Here is a 20667-nt window from a genome sequence, read left to right as displayed (position 1 = left end):
CTCCGGATCATCCATGGTATCGATGTTGACTTTAGCAGCCGGCTGAACATAATCAGCCCACCAGTATGCATCATCGTTCTTAACTATAGGTGCGCCCAGCTTATATTTCTCATCCTTATCCTCGTTATCAAATCCCCAGAAGTTTCTGTTGATGAATTCTTCAGAAGACATCGGTTCACTGATCATCTTATTATAAGCGGTCTTATAGAACTTGGCCTGTACGCTGTTCACCTTGCTCGGCTCTGCGCTGAGATTCTTCATGCGGTTTTTAATTACATTAGAACGCTCCTGCTGTACCTGAGCGGTCGTCCATGCACTGCCGCCGGTTAAAAATCTGTTGCTGTCATAGCTCTTCCAAATATCGTGAGCCGGTTCATAGTAATCAACAATGATATCATTTATATTACCCCAGATATAGAAGTCCGGAGCCGCACCATTATCGTCTCTGTGCACACCGTTAAACTCACTGGCGTTATCACCATTTCCAGGTATATTCACAGCGGTAAAGGTAACCTTTACAGGATATTCGTTTTTCTTCACCTCGATCACATTGGTAGCTGCCACGATGGAATCGTTAAATTCATCATTGGACATCACTTCCGTGATATCGTCTCCTGCCAGCAATGCATTGCTCTGGGTAGCGGTCATGTTGGTCAGATCAGTTCTCATATCATCATAGTGGAAATAAATCTTTCCTGCGCCGGCCTTATTATAAGTTTCTGACACGCCTGGCATGATGATCGGATTGCCTTCTTCATCCACGTCTACTCCATCACCCGGAACTGCTGCGCTGAATAAGGAAATGCTGCCCCGCGCCCTCGGATTGGATCCAGGTTCTACACTGTGTTTCTGCGTGTTGCCATAAATAGCACCTCTCGGAACTTTTACGGTTCTTGTGGATACGGTTCCGTCAGTGTTTCTGGTTTCTAGTTCAACAGTTACGGATTCCACATATGGGATCATACTTGGAGCAACTTCCAGATATCTGCTGAAGAAGCCCTTGTACCATCCGTCTTCCCTTGTAATGGCCGGAAGAGTGTCTTCGATTTCTACGCGGTCGATATGGGAGAACTTGCCTGCCCACTCATCGTACATCTTCATTGTCTCGACCGGAGCATAATTCCTGATGTAGAGGAACCAATAGCTTGTATTGCCACAGTAATAATAACCACTGCTCGAAGTGTAGTAATGCAGATGATTACATTCCTTGTAGGCTCCCTGATATGCTGCTGTAAAGCCTCCCTTCCAGTAGGATTCCCATCCCGGAATATAGGTATGGCTCTTCTCAACACTGTTCGGGTGAGCCACTTGGCCGATCTTTAATGTATATGGTCTTAAATCATTATAGTTGGCCATGTTCTTTAATCCGGCATACGTTGTCGTATAAGAATCATTCCATACAGAACTGTCATACCACTTATTGTCAAGGCTGCTGTTATTAATTACCAAGCTTCCCTTGGCGTCACGTACCGGATCTCCATCAGCATCACGGACATATCCGTTTCCATCTCCGATTCCTACATCTAACAGATTATCCGCATTCTTAACATTGATGATTGCCCGATCTCTCAGATACCTGCTGTGCCACTCATCCCAATGCTGGTAAGAGGTGCAGTAGTAATATTGAGCATAATAACCATGTCGAATATCTCCATGATAACAGCGTAGTACCGTACCCTCATCCCAGAAGCTTCTACCGCCTTCATTGACCGTATGAGTGAAATAATTATAATATCTGCGATATGACCAGTTGCTCTGCAGATGTTCCTGTGCAGATGAAGCTTTAGAACTGTCAGCCAATGTATCCCCGGCTTTTACACCGGTATCTCTTCTTGGCTTAGATACCCTGTTTTCCGGATCTACCATCAATTTTCCAACTAGTGCATCCCTATCCTCTTCCAGAATTTCATTCTCATTCCGGTTGTCAAACTGTTTGCCAAGTTCTATAGAAGTGGTTAAATTGGCCTCCTGCTGCCCTAATTTGATCATTCTTCCTGTAATCTCAATGGAATGTCTGGTATCCTGTTTCACTTTTGAGTTGAGATTAATCTTGCCGGGATGAACCTGATTGTAATTGGATGCTTCATAACTGCTCTGTCCCATAGCTTTCCACCAAGTAGTATCCAGGTCATCTCTTGCAGCCTGAGAATCGATCCATTCCTCATACCAGGTTCCCTCATCTGCCAAAAGCCTCTGCCACTGGTCGGAGCTGTTTAACGCCGCCGGGTCCTGATTAATGCTCATATGGATAGTTACAGATTTAATATCACCCTTAGTTACATTAATTGATGGCGGCCTGTAATATGGAGTCGCATGGTCATAACCAAACTCTGTCTGCTGAGGATTATAATCATCACCCGGAAGAGCATCCGACATAGTAGAAAGATCTATATCGTCTTTAAAGTTATAACGATTGGTATCGGCTAAACCGATTCTCCACCACATAGTGCCGTTTCCATCTTTTGCCATATCCTCAGTCAAATAGCTTTCCGAAGATTTCGTCATCAATGTATAATCAATTAGTTTGCCGGAGTTATCAATAATCTTGTTGTCTCCGGATTTAATCTTCTTACCGGTTGTATCAAACTGATCTGGCTCAAAGCCTGCATGGAAAGATGTCTCAGATTTCAAATACTCGGACGCATTTGCATTCGCCGCATTTCCGCGCCATCCGCCTGAACCCTCGCTGACATTGGTTTCTCTAGCATTAATAACTAGATCGTCAAATGCCGATCCTCCGCCATAGGTTACATACTCCACAGTTACACTATTGACAAATGGCCTCAATGCAGGACGTAATTTAACATAGTAAGCGTCAAATCCGTCTACAGGAAGATCAATCTTCATGGTAATATCCGCTGCTGCACTCAGATCCTGAGGTTGTACCGCCATATTATCCGAATGCTGTCCGCGCAGATAATTAATCTTTGAAATATCCTGATAGGAGTAATTGCTGCTTCCTGACGTAGCATAAGGTATTGGTGTTGCATAATTTGTAGAATTGGTATCCCAGGAAGTCTGTGCCCATTGCTGGAAATCCACCGTATAGCTGGCTATCGCTTTATAGCCTACTGTCAGCACATTGTTATCCTGATAGTAATGGTCATATCTCCTGTAACCTGTATTCTTATTCTCTGTTCCTGCACCGCCATTCAGCAGATTATCTGTGTATCCTCCATATCCGTATAAGTTTCCTCCCCAATAATGATGGCTGCTCGTCCCGCCATAATTTACATTGAAACTCTGGCCGGAGTAATTAGATCCATAATGATTTCTAGCCGCTGATGCAGGTTCATCATAACGGGCATCCAAGCCATATTCCCTTGCAAGACAGGCAGGATGCTGATACTGCAAATCATCTCTCACCAGACGTCCGGTTCCCCAAACATCGGAAACTGTTTCATCGTCAAATCTGAGGGACGGATCATCGCTGTCTTTAAATACCGCGCTAATCTTGCTGTCAAAGAACAATTTTGGTGTAAAGATGTGGGTCGTGTCATCATCTTCCCTCTCCAGCTTCACATTGTCTTTGTCCTTTTCAATCTTCGTATCCGGTTCTGAAATATCAGGTGTGCCATATACCTGGTTATAATCGCGTCCATACAGGAAGTTTCTGAAATAACCCCAGGTGCTCGTTATGCTCTTCGCGTCGGCATATTCCAGGTTTGTATCGGACATACCTACAAAGATAACTGCCTGATTCGGGTCCACATCACTTTCTTTCTCTACAGATGGCAGTGAGCCGACCGATCCTGCATCATCCCGCTTATTCAAATCTCCGTCAGGATTCCTCATAGGTTTAAAGCTGGTTCCTTCAATGGTTATACGTCCAACGTTCTGGATTTCGCCCCATTTAACAATTACATCTCTTGGGATTACCACATCGCCTTCCCGCAGCTCATAAACGCCTTCTGCCACGGAATAAGGATTACTATTCTTGTAAGTTTCGGCATCCTCTTCAGTAACCGGATGCAGAGTCTTAATTCTTAAATCTTTTTCTTCTTCCGGTGCTGATTCATCACCGGCCTGCTCACCTTCTTCTGTTTCCTTATCTTTATCGTTCCAATCATCTCCGGTAAATTTATTGCCGTGATATTCCACTATCCAGCGTGCCGGTGTAGGAACATCAACGGAAAATCCTCCGTCATCATCTAAATCGCCGAAATCCACAGGCGGCATCGGCATATCTTCCAGTCCATCCGACATAGAAGCATATGGATATTCTCCCTCAGGATACTGATCTTCTCCTGCGTTGTTATGAGCATTGCGGATGATAATGTATTTATCCGAATCATCCTTATCATAGATTACAACCCGGTCAAAGACCGCAGAATCTAAGAGTTCTTTTCTCAGAATCACATCTAACGTATGGAAACCTCGGTTATCCTCTGTGGTATCCGTTTCTGATCCGGTTACAGCATTGAGAATCTTATCCACGGTTCCGACTTCCGTTCTTGGCGTAATCTGCGGAACAAATTCAAAATGGAAGTTTTCACTGGATGAAATACTGTCGTTTGTCAGGCGGTAAATCACCTGGAACTCCCGACCATACGGGATAACGGTCCATTTCTCATTTTTGTCAATCGGCACCAGGGAATTACCCACCCAGGTGTTCGTCCATAAAGAGCTGTGATCCTTTGTATAGATATCGCGCTCATAGAACTTCAAATCAGCGTGTACTACCGGCCTGGATTCTTTGATGATAAAGGTCGGACTGCTGGAGTCGGAATTCAAGTTCACATCAGGCATTCCTGCCGGATGATCCACAAATGTGGCCGGAGCGGTCATCTTGTTATTGATATTGGATACATTCCAGTAATCCTGGCGGGTCACATCATCTGCATAGCGGTCGATCGTTCCATAGAACTGGAGGATTCCCCTATCGTTTCCGGTAACACTGTTATCAAAGGAGTTAAACTCTATAATAATCTGATAAACATCTTTTACCTGATCCTTATCCGGATAGGAGTAATAAATCACTTTCTTCAGCCGTCCGCCCTTAGTGGCATCCGACATGGAGGCCGTCTGCGGTTTCAGCAGAACATCCGTTACTTCCTCAATCTGTTCCTTATTCTGATCGGTATATACATAATCCCATTCGGATTTGTATTCCCTGAAATCAATTTTAGTGCCCAGTTTCCGGTAGGTTCCGTCTAACTCCCCAAACCAATCTTTATTCTCCATGTATAAATAACCGTCGTCGTCGATCCAGCAGGTGTCTTCTACCGGATTGCCTTCCAAATCGGTTTTCTGGGATGCATACCAAACGCTTCTCGGAATCATCAGATCGCCGTTTTCATCCACATACATCTTTCCGTGCTGCTTTCGTTCTGAATTGGTCATCGCATCGTTTCCGATGGACGGCTGATTCGGAATTGCATTGCTTGCAGTGGAAATGCCGTATTTTTCATTATGGTACGCAAGCATTGCGGCCATAATATCCTGCTGGCTGATGGTGTATTCAAGCGGATACGTCTTTTTAGTTTTTTCATCATACCAGGTGTTATTCCGGTCAATAAGACGGATCGTTCTGATCTCCGTTAAATTATTATAGTTCCTGTCAGCCTCATTCAGCACTTTAACGCCATAGAACATATTCGGACTGTAGAAGAGTTTCTTATCAATCCGGATCGTATTCAGATGGAATCCTCTTCCGGCTTCTACCGCCGTCTTAGTGGCATTATCCCCTTCCACGTTGCTGTTAATCGGGAAGGTTACGGTAAATGTTGGTCTGGACATAATACTTTCGCTGGTATTGCCCAAACGGTATTGGTAGCTGAGCCCCTGCTTCTGGTCATTGGATATGGTAAGTGTGGTCTTTGCTCCATCATACAGACGAGTCGGGCTATTGGGATATTTAGGATTATAGTTATCCTTAACCGCCAATCCGTCAACGCTTGGGTTGGACGGACCTGACCGGGCCAGATTCATGACGCCCGTACTCATCTTCTCCAGATAGGAAAGATCCAGAATGCTAAGCGGATTGGACCAGTCCCCTTTCACCATCGCCTGCTCCGCCGTATCTCTCAACTTTCCGTCGGAAGGAAGAGCTTCTTTATGTAATGGTTTCCAGGTGTCGTCGTTCTTTTCATATTCATACAGGAATCCGTTCGGATTACCCTGGAAGTACATGAGACTGCGGTTGGAATACCTCTGAGTGATACCAGGCGCCAGGTTATCATTGTAGAAGGTATTTTCCTTATACCGTCCCACTTCGATAACGATCTTGCCTACATTATCTACATATTTCTTCCTGTCCTCATACTCAGTTTCAATCTCTTCCTGATCTTCTCTCGCTGCATTGGAATCGGATGCCACCTCAACCTTTTGCTGAGAAATTCCTCTTCCCCATGCGGCCTTAGGAATATCAAGGATTAATTCGTCTGCATCGTTCTTCTGAATAAAGTCGCTGATTATAAATTCAGCGTCAGCATCCCCAAACTGTTCTGCAGCATATTCCTTATCCTCATCACTCAATCCGGTCAAACTGTCGACATAAGCTTTTCTCTGTTCAGCAATAATCTCCTCCAGAGTCTTATCATGAACAAAATCTGTGAGTCCTTCCGTATCAGAGTAAGAAACTATCATACCATTGAATACCAGCAGTTTGAATATCTCAGTTAAACTACCGTCAGACTTGTACTTGACAATCTTCTTATTGATGCTGTCCCAGCCGTTCTCCTCACCAGGAGTCCAAAGTGCATATGTCTGGGCGATTTCCGGTGCCCGGTAATCATAGATATCAATCGTCTGGATGTCAATTACTTCTTCAGCCTTGTAAATTATATTACCATCCTCATCAAACTGGTAATTTCCCTCTTCATCCAACGCAGGAACAATCCTGTCATGGGTGATCTGTTTGATGAAATTCGGATCTGAGATCATGTGTTCCAGTCTGAATCCGGTAGCCGTTACCTCATCAGGGATCTGGCCCAAAGGAAGATCGAATACAAATTCGCCTCCCCGCATATAGCTTGGGCTGTCATTACCTATGGTTGCCCGGTAATCATTGTCCTTTCCTATGTAAACCTTTGAATTCTGGACATAATTGTAGTTATCTACATTGTTATGTCCTTCCATCAGCATATATGGCTTAGCAGGCAGGATTCTGAGAGTTCCGCCGCCGCTGTTGCGATGGCGCATATCTTGCCTTGCTTCTTCGTCGGCATTCGGATTAATAACCGACAGTTCATACAGCTTCATATTAGTCTCATAGGTGTCTTCAAAGCTGGCTTTCAGTTTCAGATCCCGGTTAGCCTTCAGATAATCTTTTCCGTCCTCTTCATATAGATATCCGTTAGGGATTCCTTTAACGAACAGTGCGGAATCACGGAAGCTGGCGCTTTCAGCCTTTGTATTCTTACCATCGTATTTGGATGTTTCGATAATGATCTTGGCCGGATAAATGATATTGCGTTCCTTGTCCGCATATCGGCTGTCATCCCAAACTGACTGAGGTATATTCAGATACTTCACTCCCGTATCAGTAGTCTTTATCAAGTCGGCAAGTTTAATATGAATATCTCTTTCTTCAAATTTTACCGGCGTATCCTTATGGTCTATCAAACCTTCCTTATCGTCAATGACCATAATCAGACCTTTATCCACCGCATCCTGATATTCTTTGGTCACAATTCCGTTTCCGTCAAACCGGCTCACGTCTTTAACTCTGAAATCACGGATCTCCACACGATCCAAATCGATCTTAGGCTTAACCGTCTTCACCAGATTGCCTTCCTCATCCCGTGATTCGATCACCACATTGGATGTAATCCGGCTGATGAAGTTGCTTATAGCCTTTGTCTGCGGATTGACAGAACTGAAGCTCGAAACCTGATATCCCTGTATCGTGCCTCTCTGAATCAGCACGCGTCCCGCCTGATCCTTGATCTCCGGAGTCGTGGACAATGGAATATCTATAATTGTTTCGCCGTTCTTTACGTTGCCAATGCTCTGATTTCTCAAAAGCACTTCGTAGAACGTATTTTGTGCATCCAGACCTGTTTCCACAATGCTGATGGAATCATTATAGCCTCCGTTCGGCCCTGATTTTCTGGCAGTATCCCATGCCTGAACCAGTGCCCTAGGATCTGATGCCACAGCTCTCAGCGTTGCGTATCCGTTTCGTCTGTAACGCACGCTTTCTCTCTCTTCGGCCGTTGCATTCGGATTAGTCAGAGACTGGTTATAAAGATTAATATTCGTCTCATACTTATCTTCAAAGCTGGCTCTCAATTTCAGATCCCGGTTCATCCTCAGGTTTTCTCCATCCGATTCGAACAGATAACCGTCAGGCGTTCCCTTAACATACAGGATGGAATCTCTGGAATAATAGTAATCACCCGGTGAATTTTTGCCTTGGTACTCTTTCAGGCTTATAATCACTTTAGCCGGATAGGACACATTACGGCTGTTATTTAAATTGTTCCGGTCATCCCAGACACTATCCGGAATATCCAGATATTTAACACCACTTGCCGTAGTCTTAATCAGATCCGCAAGTTTAATATCAATATCTTCTTTCGTGACATTCTTACCTGTATCATGATGGTCGATCAATCCCTCTGTATCATCCAATACTACAATCAGACCCTGATCCAAAGCAGCCTTATATTCATCCGTTTCCTTACCGTCTGCATCGTACCGTTTGATATCTTTTACCCGGTAATCCCGGATTTCGATTCTTTCTAGTCCGATTTCTTTTTTCGTTACAGTCACCGGCGTTCCATTGGAATCCGTGGCTACAACTTCTACATCCCTTGTAATATAAGGAATAAAATTGTTGACAGTTCCGTTCTCAGGATGGTAAGAACCGATGGATTCTACCGCATATCCCTGAATATGATTCTTCTCAATTGCAATACGTCCGTCAATATCCTTGATCTCCGGCGTCATGGAAAGCGGTACATCAATCACAACTTCACCGCCGCTTACTCTGCCAATGCTTTGGTTCCGTAAAACCAGTTCGTAGAAGGTCTGCTCTGCATCCAGACTGGTTTCCACCACATTTGCGCTGTTATAGCCTGATTTTTCATAGGCGGAACCGCGCTGCGTATCCCATGCCTGAATCTGCATCTGAGGATCAGACGGTGTAATAGCTAACGTAGCAAAGCCTGATCTTCTGTGTTTTTTCGCTTCCTTCTCATCTGCCGTTGCATCCGGTTTAAGAATGGAAAGCTCATACAGATTGATCTCAGATTCATAGGTATCTTCAAAGCTGGCATTCAGCTTCAGATTCCGGTTAACCTTCAGAACTTCACCGTCCAGATCAAACAGGTACCCATTAGGAACACCTTTAACAAACAACGCGGAATCCCTGATAGTTTCCGCATCCTCAGTTCTCGGCTTTCCTTCATAGTTCTTCATATCGATAATCACTTTAGCCGGATAGAGAATATTGCGGCGGTTATTATCCTTGTTGCCGTCATTCCATGCTTCTTTCGGAATATCCAGGTATTTCACACCTGTGACAGTTGTTTTAATCAGGTTTTCCAGTTTAATATCCGCAAGCTCTGATGTAAAATCCATCTCACTGTCTTTATGATCCAGCAAACCGTCTGTATCATCAAATACTACGATCAGTCCCTGATCCAATGCGGTCTGATATTCACTGGTTATCTGCCCCTGGCTGTTATACTGTTCTACATCCTTAACACGGTAATCGCGAATTTCAATCCGTTTCAGATTGATCTGTTTCTTTATCACAATAACCGGTTCACCATTTTCATCCAGTTCCTTCACTTGAACATCCGATGTAATATAAGGAATAAAGTTGCTGACTGCACCGCTCTTTGGCTGATAAGAGGTGATAGCATCTGCTGCATATCCCTGAATCGTGCCCTTTTCAATTGCAACTCTGCCGTCAATGTCCTTTATTTCCGGTGTTTCGGATACAGGTATATCGATAACCACCTGACCGCCTGCCACTGCTCCGATGCTCTTATTTCTCAAAAGCAGTTCATAGAAAGTCTGCTTTGCATCCATACTGGTATTCACAACTGCATTGGTGTTATATCCGGCATTCTGGTAAGTGCCTCCCCGCTGTGTATCCCATGCCTGTACATACATATAAGGCTCAGATTTCTGCAGTTTTAAAACAGAATAATCTTCTTTCTTGGCCGTCTCAGACTTGGGATTTGCTTCCAGCTCGAAAGCATCCGCCCACGCCGCATTAATCTTTAAGTTTGTATTCTTATTATAGATCTTTATATCCTGGCCGTTCTCGTCTTTGCCGTCCGTCAAATCATAAAGATATCCGTCCGGACTTCCCCAGAACTGCAGTTTGGAAAGGTTGGTAGGAGTCGTATTTGCCACTTTATAGTTGCCGTTAGGTTTATACTCATCTACCGTAATCTCTACGGTTCCCACATCCGGAATCAGATCTTTCCATGCGGTATCAGGAATTTCCAAGGTTCCATCCTTTATAAACTCGGACAGTACCTTGTTGGCTTTTTTCCGTTTTGCATTTTCTTCTTCTGCTTCTTCTCTTTCCGCATCGGACATGGAAGCGGTATCGATTGGATCTTCAAACAGGTATTCTACATATTTAATCTCGTCTTCTTCGTCTTCCGGCGTTTTATCACGCTCTACAAAACGGAGTTTTCTGATACCTGTATAGTAGTAATCCTGCCACAGAAGATTTCCGTCGTCATCCCTCTGTCCAATATTCTTCAGGAATTTATCGTCAGAAGTAATCTTGCTGAGGATAAAGCCGCCGTTTGTTTCCGGCCCTCCGTTAAGTGTAATGGAAGTCGGCATAATTGCTGTGAGGCGTCCTTCAAATATGGTAGCCGCACTGTCATTTCCCAAAGTCAGCTGATATCTTGACTTCTTGGCGCCGATGGCACTTTCAATGGTCTTATCTTTGCTGTGGGTCTTATCGTTGGCGTAATGGGTATCATCGTGATAAGCCACCGCCTCAATCGTAGGTGCGGAAGAAACCACATCCATTCTTGCCCAGCCGTAATCTGCTTCTTTACTTCCTTTATGTGCACTGCCCTTAACGTCGGTTTCCCACAGATCCTCAAAGCTTGTGGTCACTTTCAACTGGTTGCTCGGCGTGTACTTATTGGTACCGTCAGGTTCCGTAGTCTTGGTATATACATATCCGGACGGAGTACCTGCTACAGTAATCATACCTAAATTGTCCGGAGCAATACCGTTAACTCCAGGAAGCGGTTCTTTCTGGGACCATACCGTACCGTTCCAATTCAGAACATAGGTCGGGTAATGCCATCCATAATCATAATACTCAGTCTTACAGCTTTCTCCGTCATAACCGTTACTATAAATCACAGTGTTGTTGTCATTAGCAGTATTTCTGCGGTATTCATCCACTTCGATGATAATTGTCTTAACATCCTTCACCTTATGGCCCGTATCATACAGGAAGTACCCGTTATTCGGATCTTTCTTATCGTCGATTCTGTTCCAGATAAACTGTCCATTCTTAAACAGGCTGCTGATCACATCGTAATCATTTAATTCTACATATGCGTCCGCATACTCCGGATCATTCTTATTATAAGAAATATCTTCGATTCTGATGGATCGGATATTGTATCTCTTCTCTGTCTCAATCTCTTCATAGCCGATATTATTTAGGAATGCAGCGTTCAGAGAGATTGAATTCGTCGTATATCCGCTAACCTTCTTCTCATCAGAGGAATAGGTTATTGGCAGATTGATCTGTATTCTGCCGCCGTCCTGAATCATGGTCCGGCTTTCATTTCCTACATCGATACAGAATTTGGTATTCTTGGCTCCAACTGTGGTAGCCACCCAACGGGTCACATTGTTATACTGATCCCGGTCTGTCGAGTGAGTGCTGCCGCTCCAGGCCACCGCATTAGTATACGGATCACTGGCGTTCAGATGAAGATAAGCGCTGAGAGAATCGGTTGTATAATCGGATTTAACCGGGGCAGGAGACAGACTCGGAGAAGCCAGTTTAGCCGCACGCTCTTCATATGCGTCTTTCCATATGCCATAAGCTCTGAGGTAACGTTTTGCATTGAAGGCAGTTTCTCCCTCTTTCTCATACAGGTAGTTATTAGGATATCCTATAAATCGGATGCTGCCATTTGCATTTTCAAAAGGATTCGTGGCGGTTGTATACTTATAAGATCCCGCTTTAATCACAACTCTGGATGGGTTTTTCACCTTTCCTCCGGTATCAGATAACTCATCATTCCAGGCCTTCGCCGGAATTACCAGAAGACCGCTCTTAATGTAGGACTTTAATTCATCTCCCTCGATCACGTAAACTTTATCCGGACCCGGGTCTTTGTCCACATCCGGGTCATAGGAGAAATCATACAGTGTGACGCTTTCCAGAGAATATTCTCCGTCATTCCATCTATCTCTGATATTCTCCATAAATACGGAATCCGATCTGATCTCCTGGAGCACATAACCGCTGATCTCATCCTTCTTATCCTTGCTCAAATCCAATGTGACATCCAAAACCGGTTCGCTCATATAGATATTCTTATATGGATTTTCATAACTGGCAGTTGAACTGCTCATATTACCTACCCGAATGGCGTCTCTGCGGTTAATGTTCATCAGGTTCATACGATATGTATTGGAATCGAACGGCACTCTTGTGATCGCTCCGATACCGGTCTGAGAACCTCCCTCGGATGCATAGTTCGTGCCGTGGCGGCCGGTTTCATGAGAACGGTAGCTTCCGATTGCCAGTACATCTTCTTCAGGAGACGGAGGCTCGATCTTCAGTGACGCTTCTCTCGCATCGGATGCAATGACCGGTTTCGGATTTCCGTCTTCGGAATTCTTCATTTCATGAGTATCCTGCCATTTGATCTTCATCTTCAATTCTCTGGTATCCAAACGGTAGGATGGTTCATCATCCTCCGCTGCACCCGGAAGCTCCGTGAAGACATATCCGGTAGGCCGTCCATAGAAATACATGCTGCTGAGATTATCCGGAGCTGCATTGGAATCGTCAAGTCCCCTCAAACCATATTTATTTACCCACTGGTATTTCGTATTTGCACGGTAGAAATCCACTTTAAATACGACTTTGGAAGGTTTTGTAATTCCATGTTCCAGCCAGACTTCTGCAGGGATGGACAATTTTCCTCCAGTTATGTATTTCTTCAGTTCTTCACCTTTGATTGTATAATAATCTTCGCTGTCGAACTGGTACAAGGTTACTGCATCAAGCCCCTGTTCCTCAACCTGCTGGCCATTCTCATCCATATATTTATGGGTAGTAACGGTGATCCATGAAGTGTCGGATTCAATCTTCGTCAGTTCATATCCCTTTACATTGCCATCCATATCACGGCTGATTGGAAGGTCTACTACCAGGTTACCATTATAGATATGGGATGGGCTGTGGTTTCCAATAACCGCCTGGAAGTATGTTCCCTCGGCATCAATTGAACTGTTTGCAACTCCGATACCATACTGGTTATATACTGCTCTTCCGCTGGAATCTGTCGTCCAGCGCTTTTTATCTATGGACTCTTTATCCATCTCAAGGGTATTGCCTTTTACATAGATTGACAGCATTGGCAGGGAAGCCGCCTGGGTAAAGCGCGCCTGACGTTTTGCATAAGCGTTCTGCACGACTATGGATTTTGGATCATAATCTTCCGCCTTCATGGTTCCGGCAGCTACGATTCCTTTTGCTTCATAATCAGTTGCGCTGCTGCCTGCTCCGTCATATGTGGTCAGCATACCGTAGAAGACCATCTTATTCCGCTTTAAGGAGTATTCCGTATTGTTTCCTTCATAATTATCATAGGCAACATCTACCTTTTTCAATATGAAGTCTTTGTCAATCTCAATATCTGCTCCCTTGACGCCGTCCTTTTCCACAATCATAGATTCCAGACGTGCGGTATCGTAAATCTTCTCTTCTCCGTTCACATCATACAGAGTGAGAACCGGATTCTTTCCATATTCTAATAAATTGTCAATGTGCACGATGCTGGTAAGGAATCCTTTTTTCTCCTTATCCACATCGATGTCAACCGTAAATACCGGATGTGGCATATCGGAAACATTATCATAACCGGCTATATTTCTGGAGGTATAGTAATGCTTTTCTTCCGTCTGCTGGAAATTGCCGAATTCAAACTCAAAACGATGCTGGTATCTGTCGTATTTTTCCAGATCCAGAGTATTGCCCATCGGAGCCCACAAATAGTTATCGGCTGCATTATATCCTCTATAGTCCCCATAATAATACTCTGAATTTCCCGTATTATTTTCATATATCCAGCGTCTCATGTAATCGCCGTTATAGCTGTCAGGGGTTTGTATCGTATCCTGAGTGATATATTTCTGCCTATCCTGGAACTTGGAATAAGCATCCACCTGCATACGTGGTCTCTGAACTACAATCCTGTCTCTGAAATAGGTCTTCATCCAAAGAATCTCAGGAATATCCTTATTTAGCATAAAGTTATAACCTTTACGGCGGTAGAAATATCCCTTGGCAAAAATACCTGTGTTATTCGACAAATTATAATTAGGAGTTTCTCCCGTAGCTCCTGAAGAAACTGTATCCTGTGTATATTCATTGATCCGTCCGTTAACTATAACTTTTACCGCTCCGCCCGCAATATCTTTATTCAGCTTTATGCTGTTAAAATTAACGCGGATGAATTTAACGGCTTCCATCGGTTCCTTGTTGTCCTTAGCCAGAAGTTCATCCAGATCTTGTTTCGTGATCACCAAATCTCCGTCTTCTGTTATGTATTTCCGGATATCATATTGGTTCGCTTCCTTCTTATCCGGTATAGAGCGGAAAATCTGGGTGTCGTTGATTATAGGCTGGTTATGGCTGGTCCAAACGCTTTCGCCGGAACCAAACTGCAGTTCATATACTCCGGTGGTCTTATCCAGCTCTTCCTTATCAATCCTCAGTTCTTCAAATATAAAGCCCCGGTATTCCTCAACCTCAGTGCCTCTCGGATTGGCATCCGTTTTCTTTTCCGGATCCAATACCTTTTTCTTTTCCACCGGCAGTGTGATATCCAGCAGCACATCCAGCACATTGTGCGGACTGCGGTCAAACACATCTGCCGCATTCGTATCATAAGATGGTCCTACAAAATATTCATAGCGCTTGATGAAATTATTATACGGAGCATAGATAGTAGGCACTTCATCTGCCTTTACGGAGTATGATATGGCATCTTTGCCCAGGATCTTCTCTACATTATTTTCATCTTTTTGTTTTGCCGTATAAGCGGACTGATGTTTCACATAAAGAAGATTTGCATTCTTAATGCTGAGAACATGGCTGTCCGTACTCTTGCCATAGTAGGAATCCTTTGTATTTGGACGGGCTTCTTTCGTTCTGAACTCACTGTCCACTTTAAAGTCTCCGCCTACGTTGGCTCCGCCGATTAACCGGACAAAAACCTTGGACTTATCGGTATCTCCTTCAACGGAACGGAAGGTGATAACAACCTGGTGAGGTACGGCAATACCATTGTCAAACCACATGCCTTCATTGATCACAAGGTCTTCTTCTTCGGTGTAAGTGCCGTTCTCAGGATACGCTTCTCCATATAATTCGCTGTCTATAGGAGTTACGCCGCTCCATTCATAGATCGGTTTTCCCTCGATATCGTACATCAGAGTCCCCTTACTTACTGTAACAGGATCTCCGAAACGGTCGTATGTCTGAGTACCGTCTTCTTCAGCGGTCTTTTGGAAATGGCCGATGGTATACGGGGTTTTTATCACAGTCGGCGTTACCGGATCAGCATCGTAGATGTCGATCTTCTCAATATCCGCATATTCATACATTTCCTTAGGAATCACAATCTTTTTTGTGATAAATCCTTCCGGCCTGTCGTGAACATCCGGGTTCAAGCGGTTCATAATATCTAAGTTCAGCACCGACGGCTTCATTCTGGAAGCGTTCTTCGTATAAATCATGGTGGTAAAGGAAACGTCTTCCGCTCCCGGATCACCATCCTGATAATTATATCCGTTGGACTTATATACGCTGCCTAAACTGCTTCCATTTGGATAATAGCTGTCATATCCTTTCATCACTTCCAGATAAGTATCTGTAACCGGATCAGGATTCAGGTAGGTCTTAATTGCATCGTAATCCACCTTTTTAACCTTTGCCTTTTTACTCTCATCTGTACGTGCGGAGAACAGACCGTATAAATCCAGATCCTTTTCATAAACATTGGAACTTCCCGACAGTTCCGCATTAATTCTGGTATCTGTTGTGACACCCGTTTCAAGATCCGTGCCCTCTTTCAGATCGGAGTCTACATTAATGAATTCAACTACGATCTTGCCCAGATGCTCAATCGCTGTTCCATATTTAGAATCCGGTTTTGCCCATGCTTTTTCCGGAATGATATACTGTTCTGATTCCTCATCATAGAACTGGTTCAGCTGGTGGTCATTGGACCAATCCAAGATCTCCACCTTTTCCTTATGACCGTTTACAGTAACCTCATACTCTTTCATATTCGTCTTGTAAACGACCACATGATTCTCGTCATCCGCATCGATGAAACTGATCTTGCTGATAATACCTTTTGGAGAATGTTCAAATACTCCTTTATCTGAAAAATCAGTTACCTCCACATATTCCTTGGTTTCCTGATCAAGGTAGAACCGGTCAACCGCATCGATCGTAAACTTTCTGGAAACAAAACCGCGATGATTTTCCTGCTGTGTTTCCTGATTGCCATCCGTCAGAGGTATCTCAAACTCAATCTTGCCAATCGGCATAACAGCGGATGAATCATTTCCCATTTTTATGTGGTGGCGGTATAACTGGTCGTATGGAATCTCAAGTTTCTGTTCACGAACCGCAGGATTCTGATCCTTGATGCTCTGATATGTCTTATCCTTATAATCATAGGATAGGCTGATCTCCAAAGTTGGATTTGCCATCTCAAATTTCAGGATCGCTTTATCTGATCCCTTATATGGTTTAGGTTCCAACTTCTTCTCATCTTTAATATAACCTGTGATGTCATGCTTGACTTCCGTTTCACATTCACGAAGGCTGTGGCAGGTTCCAAAAAGCTGATAAATCACATTTTTCGTAAGCTCATCCAGAATTTCCTGATCTTCTTCATTTTCAAGAGGCTTGAACTCATCCCAATTGGGAACTGCATCTTCTCCTATAATCTCATCCACGCCATAGACTTCATCATAGTTTATCGTAATTTTACGCAAAATACCGTCCCAAAGCCCTTCGACAACCGTTCCGTCTTCCTCTTCATAGGTTGCGTACAAGTAGATTTCATCTTCTATCAGGTTACCGCTCTCATCCACTCCAAACAGATTCAGCAAATCCTCATTTTCAAGGGTTACCTGTAGCAGATCGGATTCTTCTGTCTCCCCATAGTCAAATACAATATCTTTAATATCTCCCGTAAGCATGATCTCTTTGGGGATACGGAATTTCGAAGCCACAAATCCAGATTTATCCACTACTTTCTTGGTACCGTCTTCCTGTTCTTCTTCCTCCCGGATCGTTTCAAAAGGAACTTCAATCTCAACTTTCGTATTGTAAGCCCGGCCCCTTGTGCGGTTCTGCAGACGGTAAACGTAACTGCCATACTCCAAATCCATAGGAGTCTTCAGTTTTTCGTCATCCTCTTTTACAACTCCCTTGATCTCAGTATGAGCCCAAGCTTTAAAATAAACATCTGATTTTTCCGCATCGGTTTCAGCAGTTTTGTCGTTGATCTCATACTCTTTCTTTGTATAGAAGTAACCCTTCTGATCACTGATGTAATCTTTAACTTCCACATCCGTATTCAGATCGCCAAACTCCTGGTAGTCCATACGCGGATATCTAAAATCAGCTGAGTTTGTAAATTGACCGCTGATTCTGGGAATACCAATGATTTTTACGTATCCCGGACATTCATCGCCAGGCAGGAAAACGCTCTTATAATTAATGCGCAGATCCTGTCCTAATTTCATATTGCCGTTCAGTTCCAGGTAATCTTTTATCTGTTTATCAACTTTAAGTGTCCAAACCGTCTCCTTACTTCCGTCTTCATAAACTATAACTTCACGTTCGATTTCATCTTCCACAAAGTCAAACCAGGACTCTTCCTCATTTTCATCAAGCACCTGAATCTGGAACTTTGGAACATCATAGTAGCTTTCGTCGCCCTCTTCATGCGGTACCCGGTAATCTACGCCGACTCCTCTCAGGTAATCTTTCGTAGCCAGCCAATAGTTAATTCCCTTTTCATCCGGCACGTCCCCTTCCATGATGAACTGAATCTGTGTCAGATCGTAAAGCTCCGGCAACGTGTCTAAAACGTAAGGGCGGTAGATCGGAACGGATGTGTGATTTTCATTATCCGGAGTTTTAAGCGGGTTCAACCTATATCCCAACGGACGTCCCACAGCTGACATCTTTGTCTCCAGCTGCTTATCTCCTTCAAAACCTTCTGCGCTCTGCACCTGGAAATAAGTTCTGGCATCCTTTTCCTTATTCCATAAAATATTATTGCCGTAACTTACCGTAGTATCTGCGCTGACACTGGCGGAATACTCTTCTCCTGCCATCTTAGCCGGGAACTGGTTGTCATACGGAACATACATACGGTAGCGTTTTTTAGAAGGATATTCCATCTGATTGCTGGTGTCGGCTTCCTGCTGCTCCAGGTCCTCTTCTTTCACAAGTCTGGAAGCAGGTCCTTCAATCGGTTCCTCTTCTTTTTCTTCTTCCACTGCCGCAGCCTCTTCAGGCTGTTCCTCAGGAGGAAGATCATTAATCAGCAAAATACCCGTTTCATCAGATCCATCTTCACTCATCAGCTCTGCGTCAGGTGTTTCCTCCAAAAATTCTTCAGGATGATAGATCTGGTGCTGCATATGTGGCGGATATAATGTCTCTTCTCCATGAATGCGGATCGTAGTATCACCATTCATATAGTAAGGCACGATCTTAACCAAGGGCTCTCCGCCCGCGCTGAATCTGGGGTCGTCCAAAACAGCATAAGGATTTTCTTCCGCTTCAAAAGCAGCCGCCAGTTCAGGATCATTCAAATTATAAATACCGGAAGCGTCCAGAATCAAAGCGCCGCCCAGATTGTCATATTCGGAGACATAATCTTCTGTCAGCTCATGCTTTGCCATCAGATCCGGTCTCATAGCTTTTAAGTGGTTATCTCCCCAAACGCCGGAAAATGTCTGGTCTGCCGAAAGGTTATCCCGTCCCAGCAGATATGTATCATTGAGCATTGGGTCTCTTAAACTGTCCGGATCTTCCGGATCACAGAGCCATTTGATCAGCTGGTTCTGGTCAGTTTTAACGCTTCCGCCCGCAGGAAGCCATAACGCCATATCAAATTTTTTAAAGATAGCCGTATCCGGCGGCAGATCGTTGGGATCAATTTTATTTCCTTCTTTTCTCGGGAAGTCCCAAGTACCGTCCGGCTTCTGTACCATACCGGATGTGTTGGATATCTCAAAGTCATAGGAAGCATAATTGTATTTCTGCCAGCCTAAAGCGAAATTATTGACAGGATCATCCTGTCTGGCGTCCAGCTTGCAGTCCCAGTTTAAGTTGGTGTAGAATAAATTCAGTTTATTCGTTTCCGAACTGTCCAGCTTATTACCGGGGGTAACGCAGCTGTCAAGTAAATATGCATCCGCATAGATAGCGCTATTAGATATATTAGTTAGCGGCGCATAGCGGTCGTAGTGAGCCCAGGTAAATACTCTGGCCTCTACGCCTTCCGGCAGGCTCTCTCCCGGCACGGTCCAAAACCGGAAAGATGTTATGAAAGTAGGAGTTACGTTCGAAGTGATGATATCTTTTTCCAGTACTGTTAAGGCTCCTCTGTACCATCCAACCGAACTTCCCATCTCCGGATTTTCTCTCGGCCATGCTGAATTGTCATATCTCGGAAGTTTGATTCCGCCAAGTTCTTCATGTACAAAACCATCATCGGCGACCGGCATAATGCTGTTCTGCAGACTTTCCAATTGCTGTCTCAGTGCATCGCTTCCTGTTGCCTCCGAAATAACGTCGGCTTTATTCTTCTTTTTTGCATTGCTGCCGGAAGCCGTATCAGTTTCCTCTTCTTCATCCGTCTCATCCAAATCATCTTCAGACACTCCCAGAGTTTCGGCTTCCAAAAGATTTAATTCCTGCAGCGCTTCCTCTGGATTTGGGAAAAAGATATTCCAGCGGTCTGTAGAAGCCATATTCATCTCCACGCCGCCTAAAAGCACATCTCCCGGCTTTTCCGGTTCAGAGCTGTAGGAATAGTAATAGTGGGTTTCCTCACTCTCTTCATCCAACGTGCTGAAAATATAAGGCAGTTCAAAATGGACACCAATCTGGGCAAAGCTTCCTTCACCGCTGGCCGTAACGCTGGATTCAGTCGTCACGATCTCTCCCCGCTTTAAAGCCACCGTCCCTTTGGCTATCGCAAGTCCCGGATCAAAATCCGTACTTCCTCCGCTGGTTCGGGCTAAACTGGTTCTTAAAATGGTATACTCTTTGTCTCTGATATCCTTTCGAGAACTGTTCTCCTCTTTAATCTGCGAATACGGCTTCTGTACAGCTCCGAAAGCCGTAGTCGGCAAGGCAGTCTGCAGCAGCATGCAGAAGGCCAGAATCATGCTGACAAATCTCCTCCCATAATCATGCCATCGCTTCTTCCACTCGTTCAT

Annotated in this window: 1 protein-coding gene (only partly in view); it reads right to left on the bottom strand. The window is 44.2% G+C overall.

Annotated features, from left to right (window positions below):
* Nucleotides 1–20667, bottom strand: partial view of a hypothetical protein gene (locus tag C0033_RS17485; RefSeq protein WP_146043784.1) — the 5' portion only. 15579 nt of this gene lie to the left of the window's left edge; the window shows 20667 of its 36246 coding nt (coding positions 1–20667); its start codon is at nt 20665–20667; the stop codon falls past the left edge of the window.

Source organism: Clostridium sp. chh4-2, from assembly GCF_002899675.1.
GTDB lineage: Bacteria > Bacillota > Clostridia > Lachnospirales > Lachnospiraceae > CHH4-2.
Note: the sequence above shows the minus strand (reverse complement) of the source record. Positions and strands in the feature narration are given on the sequence as shown.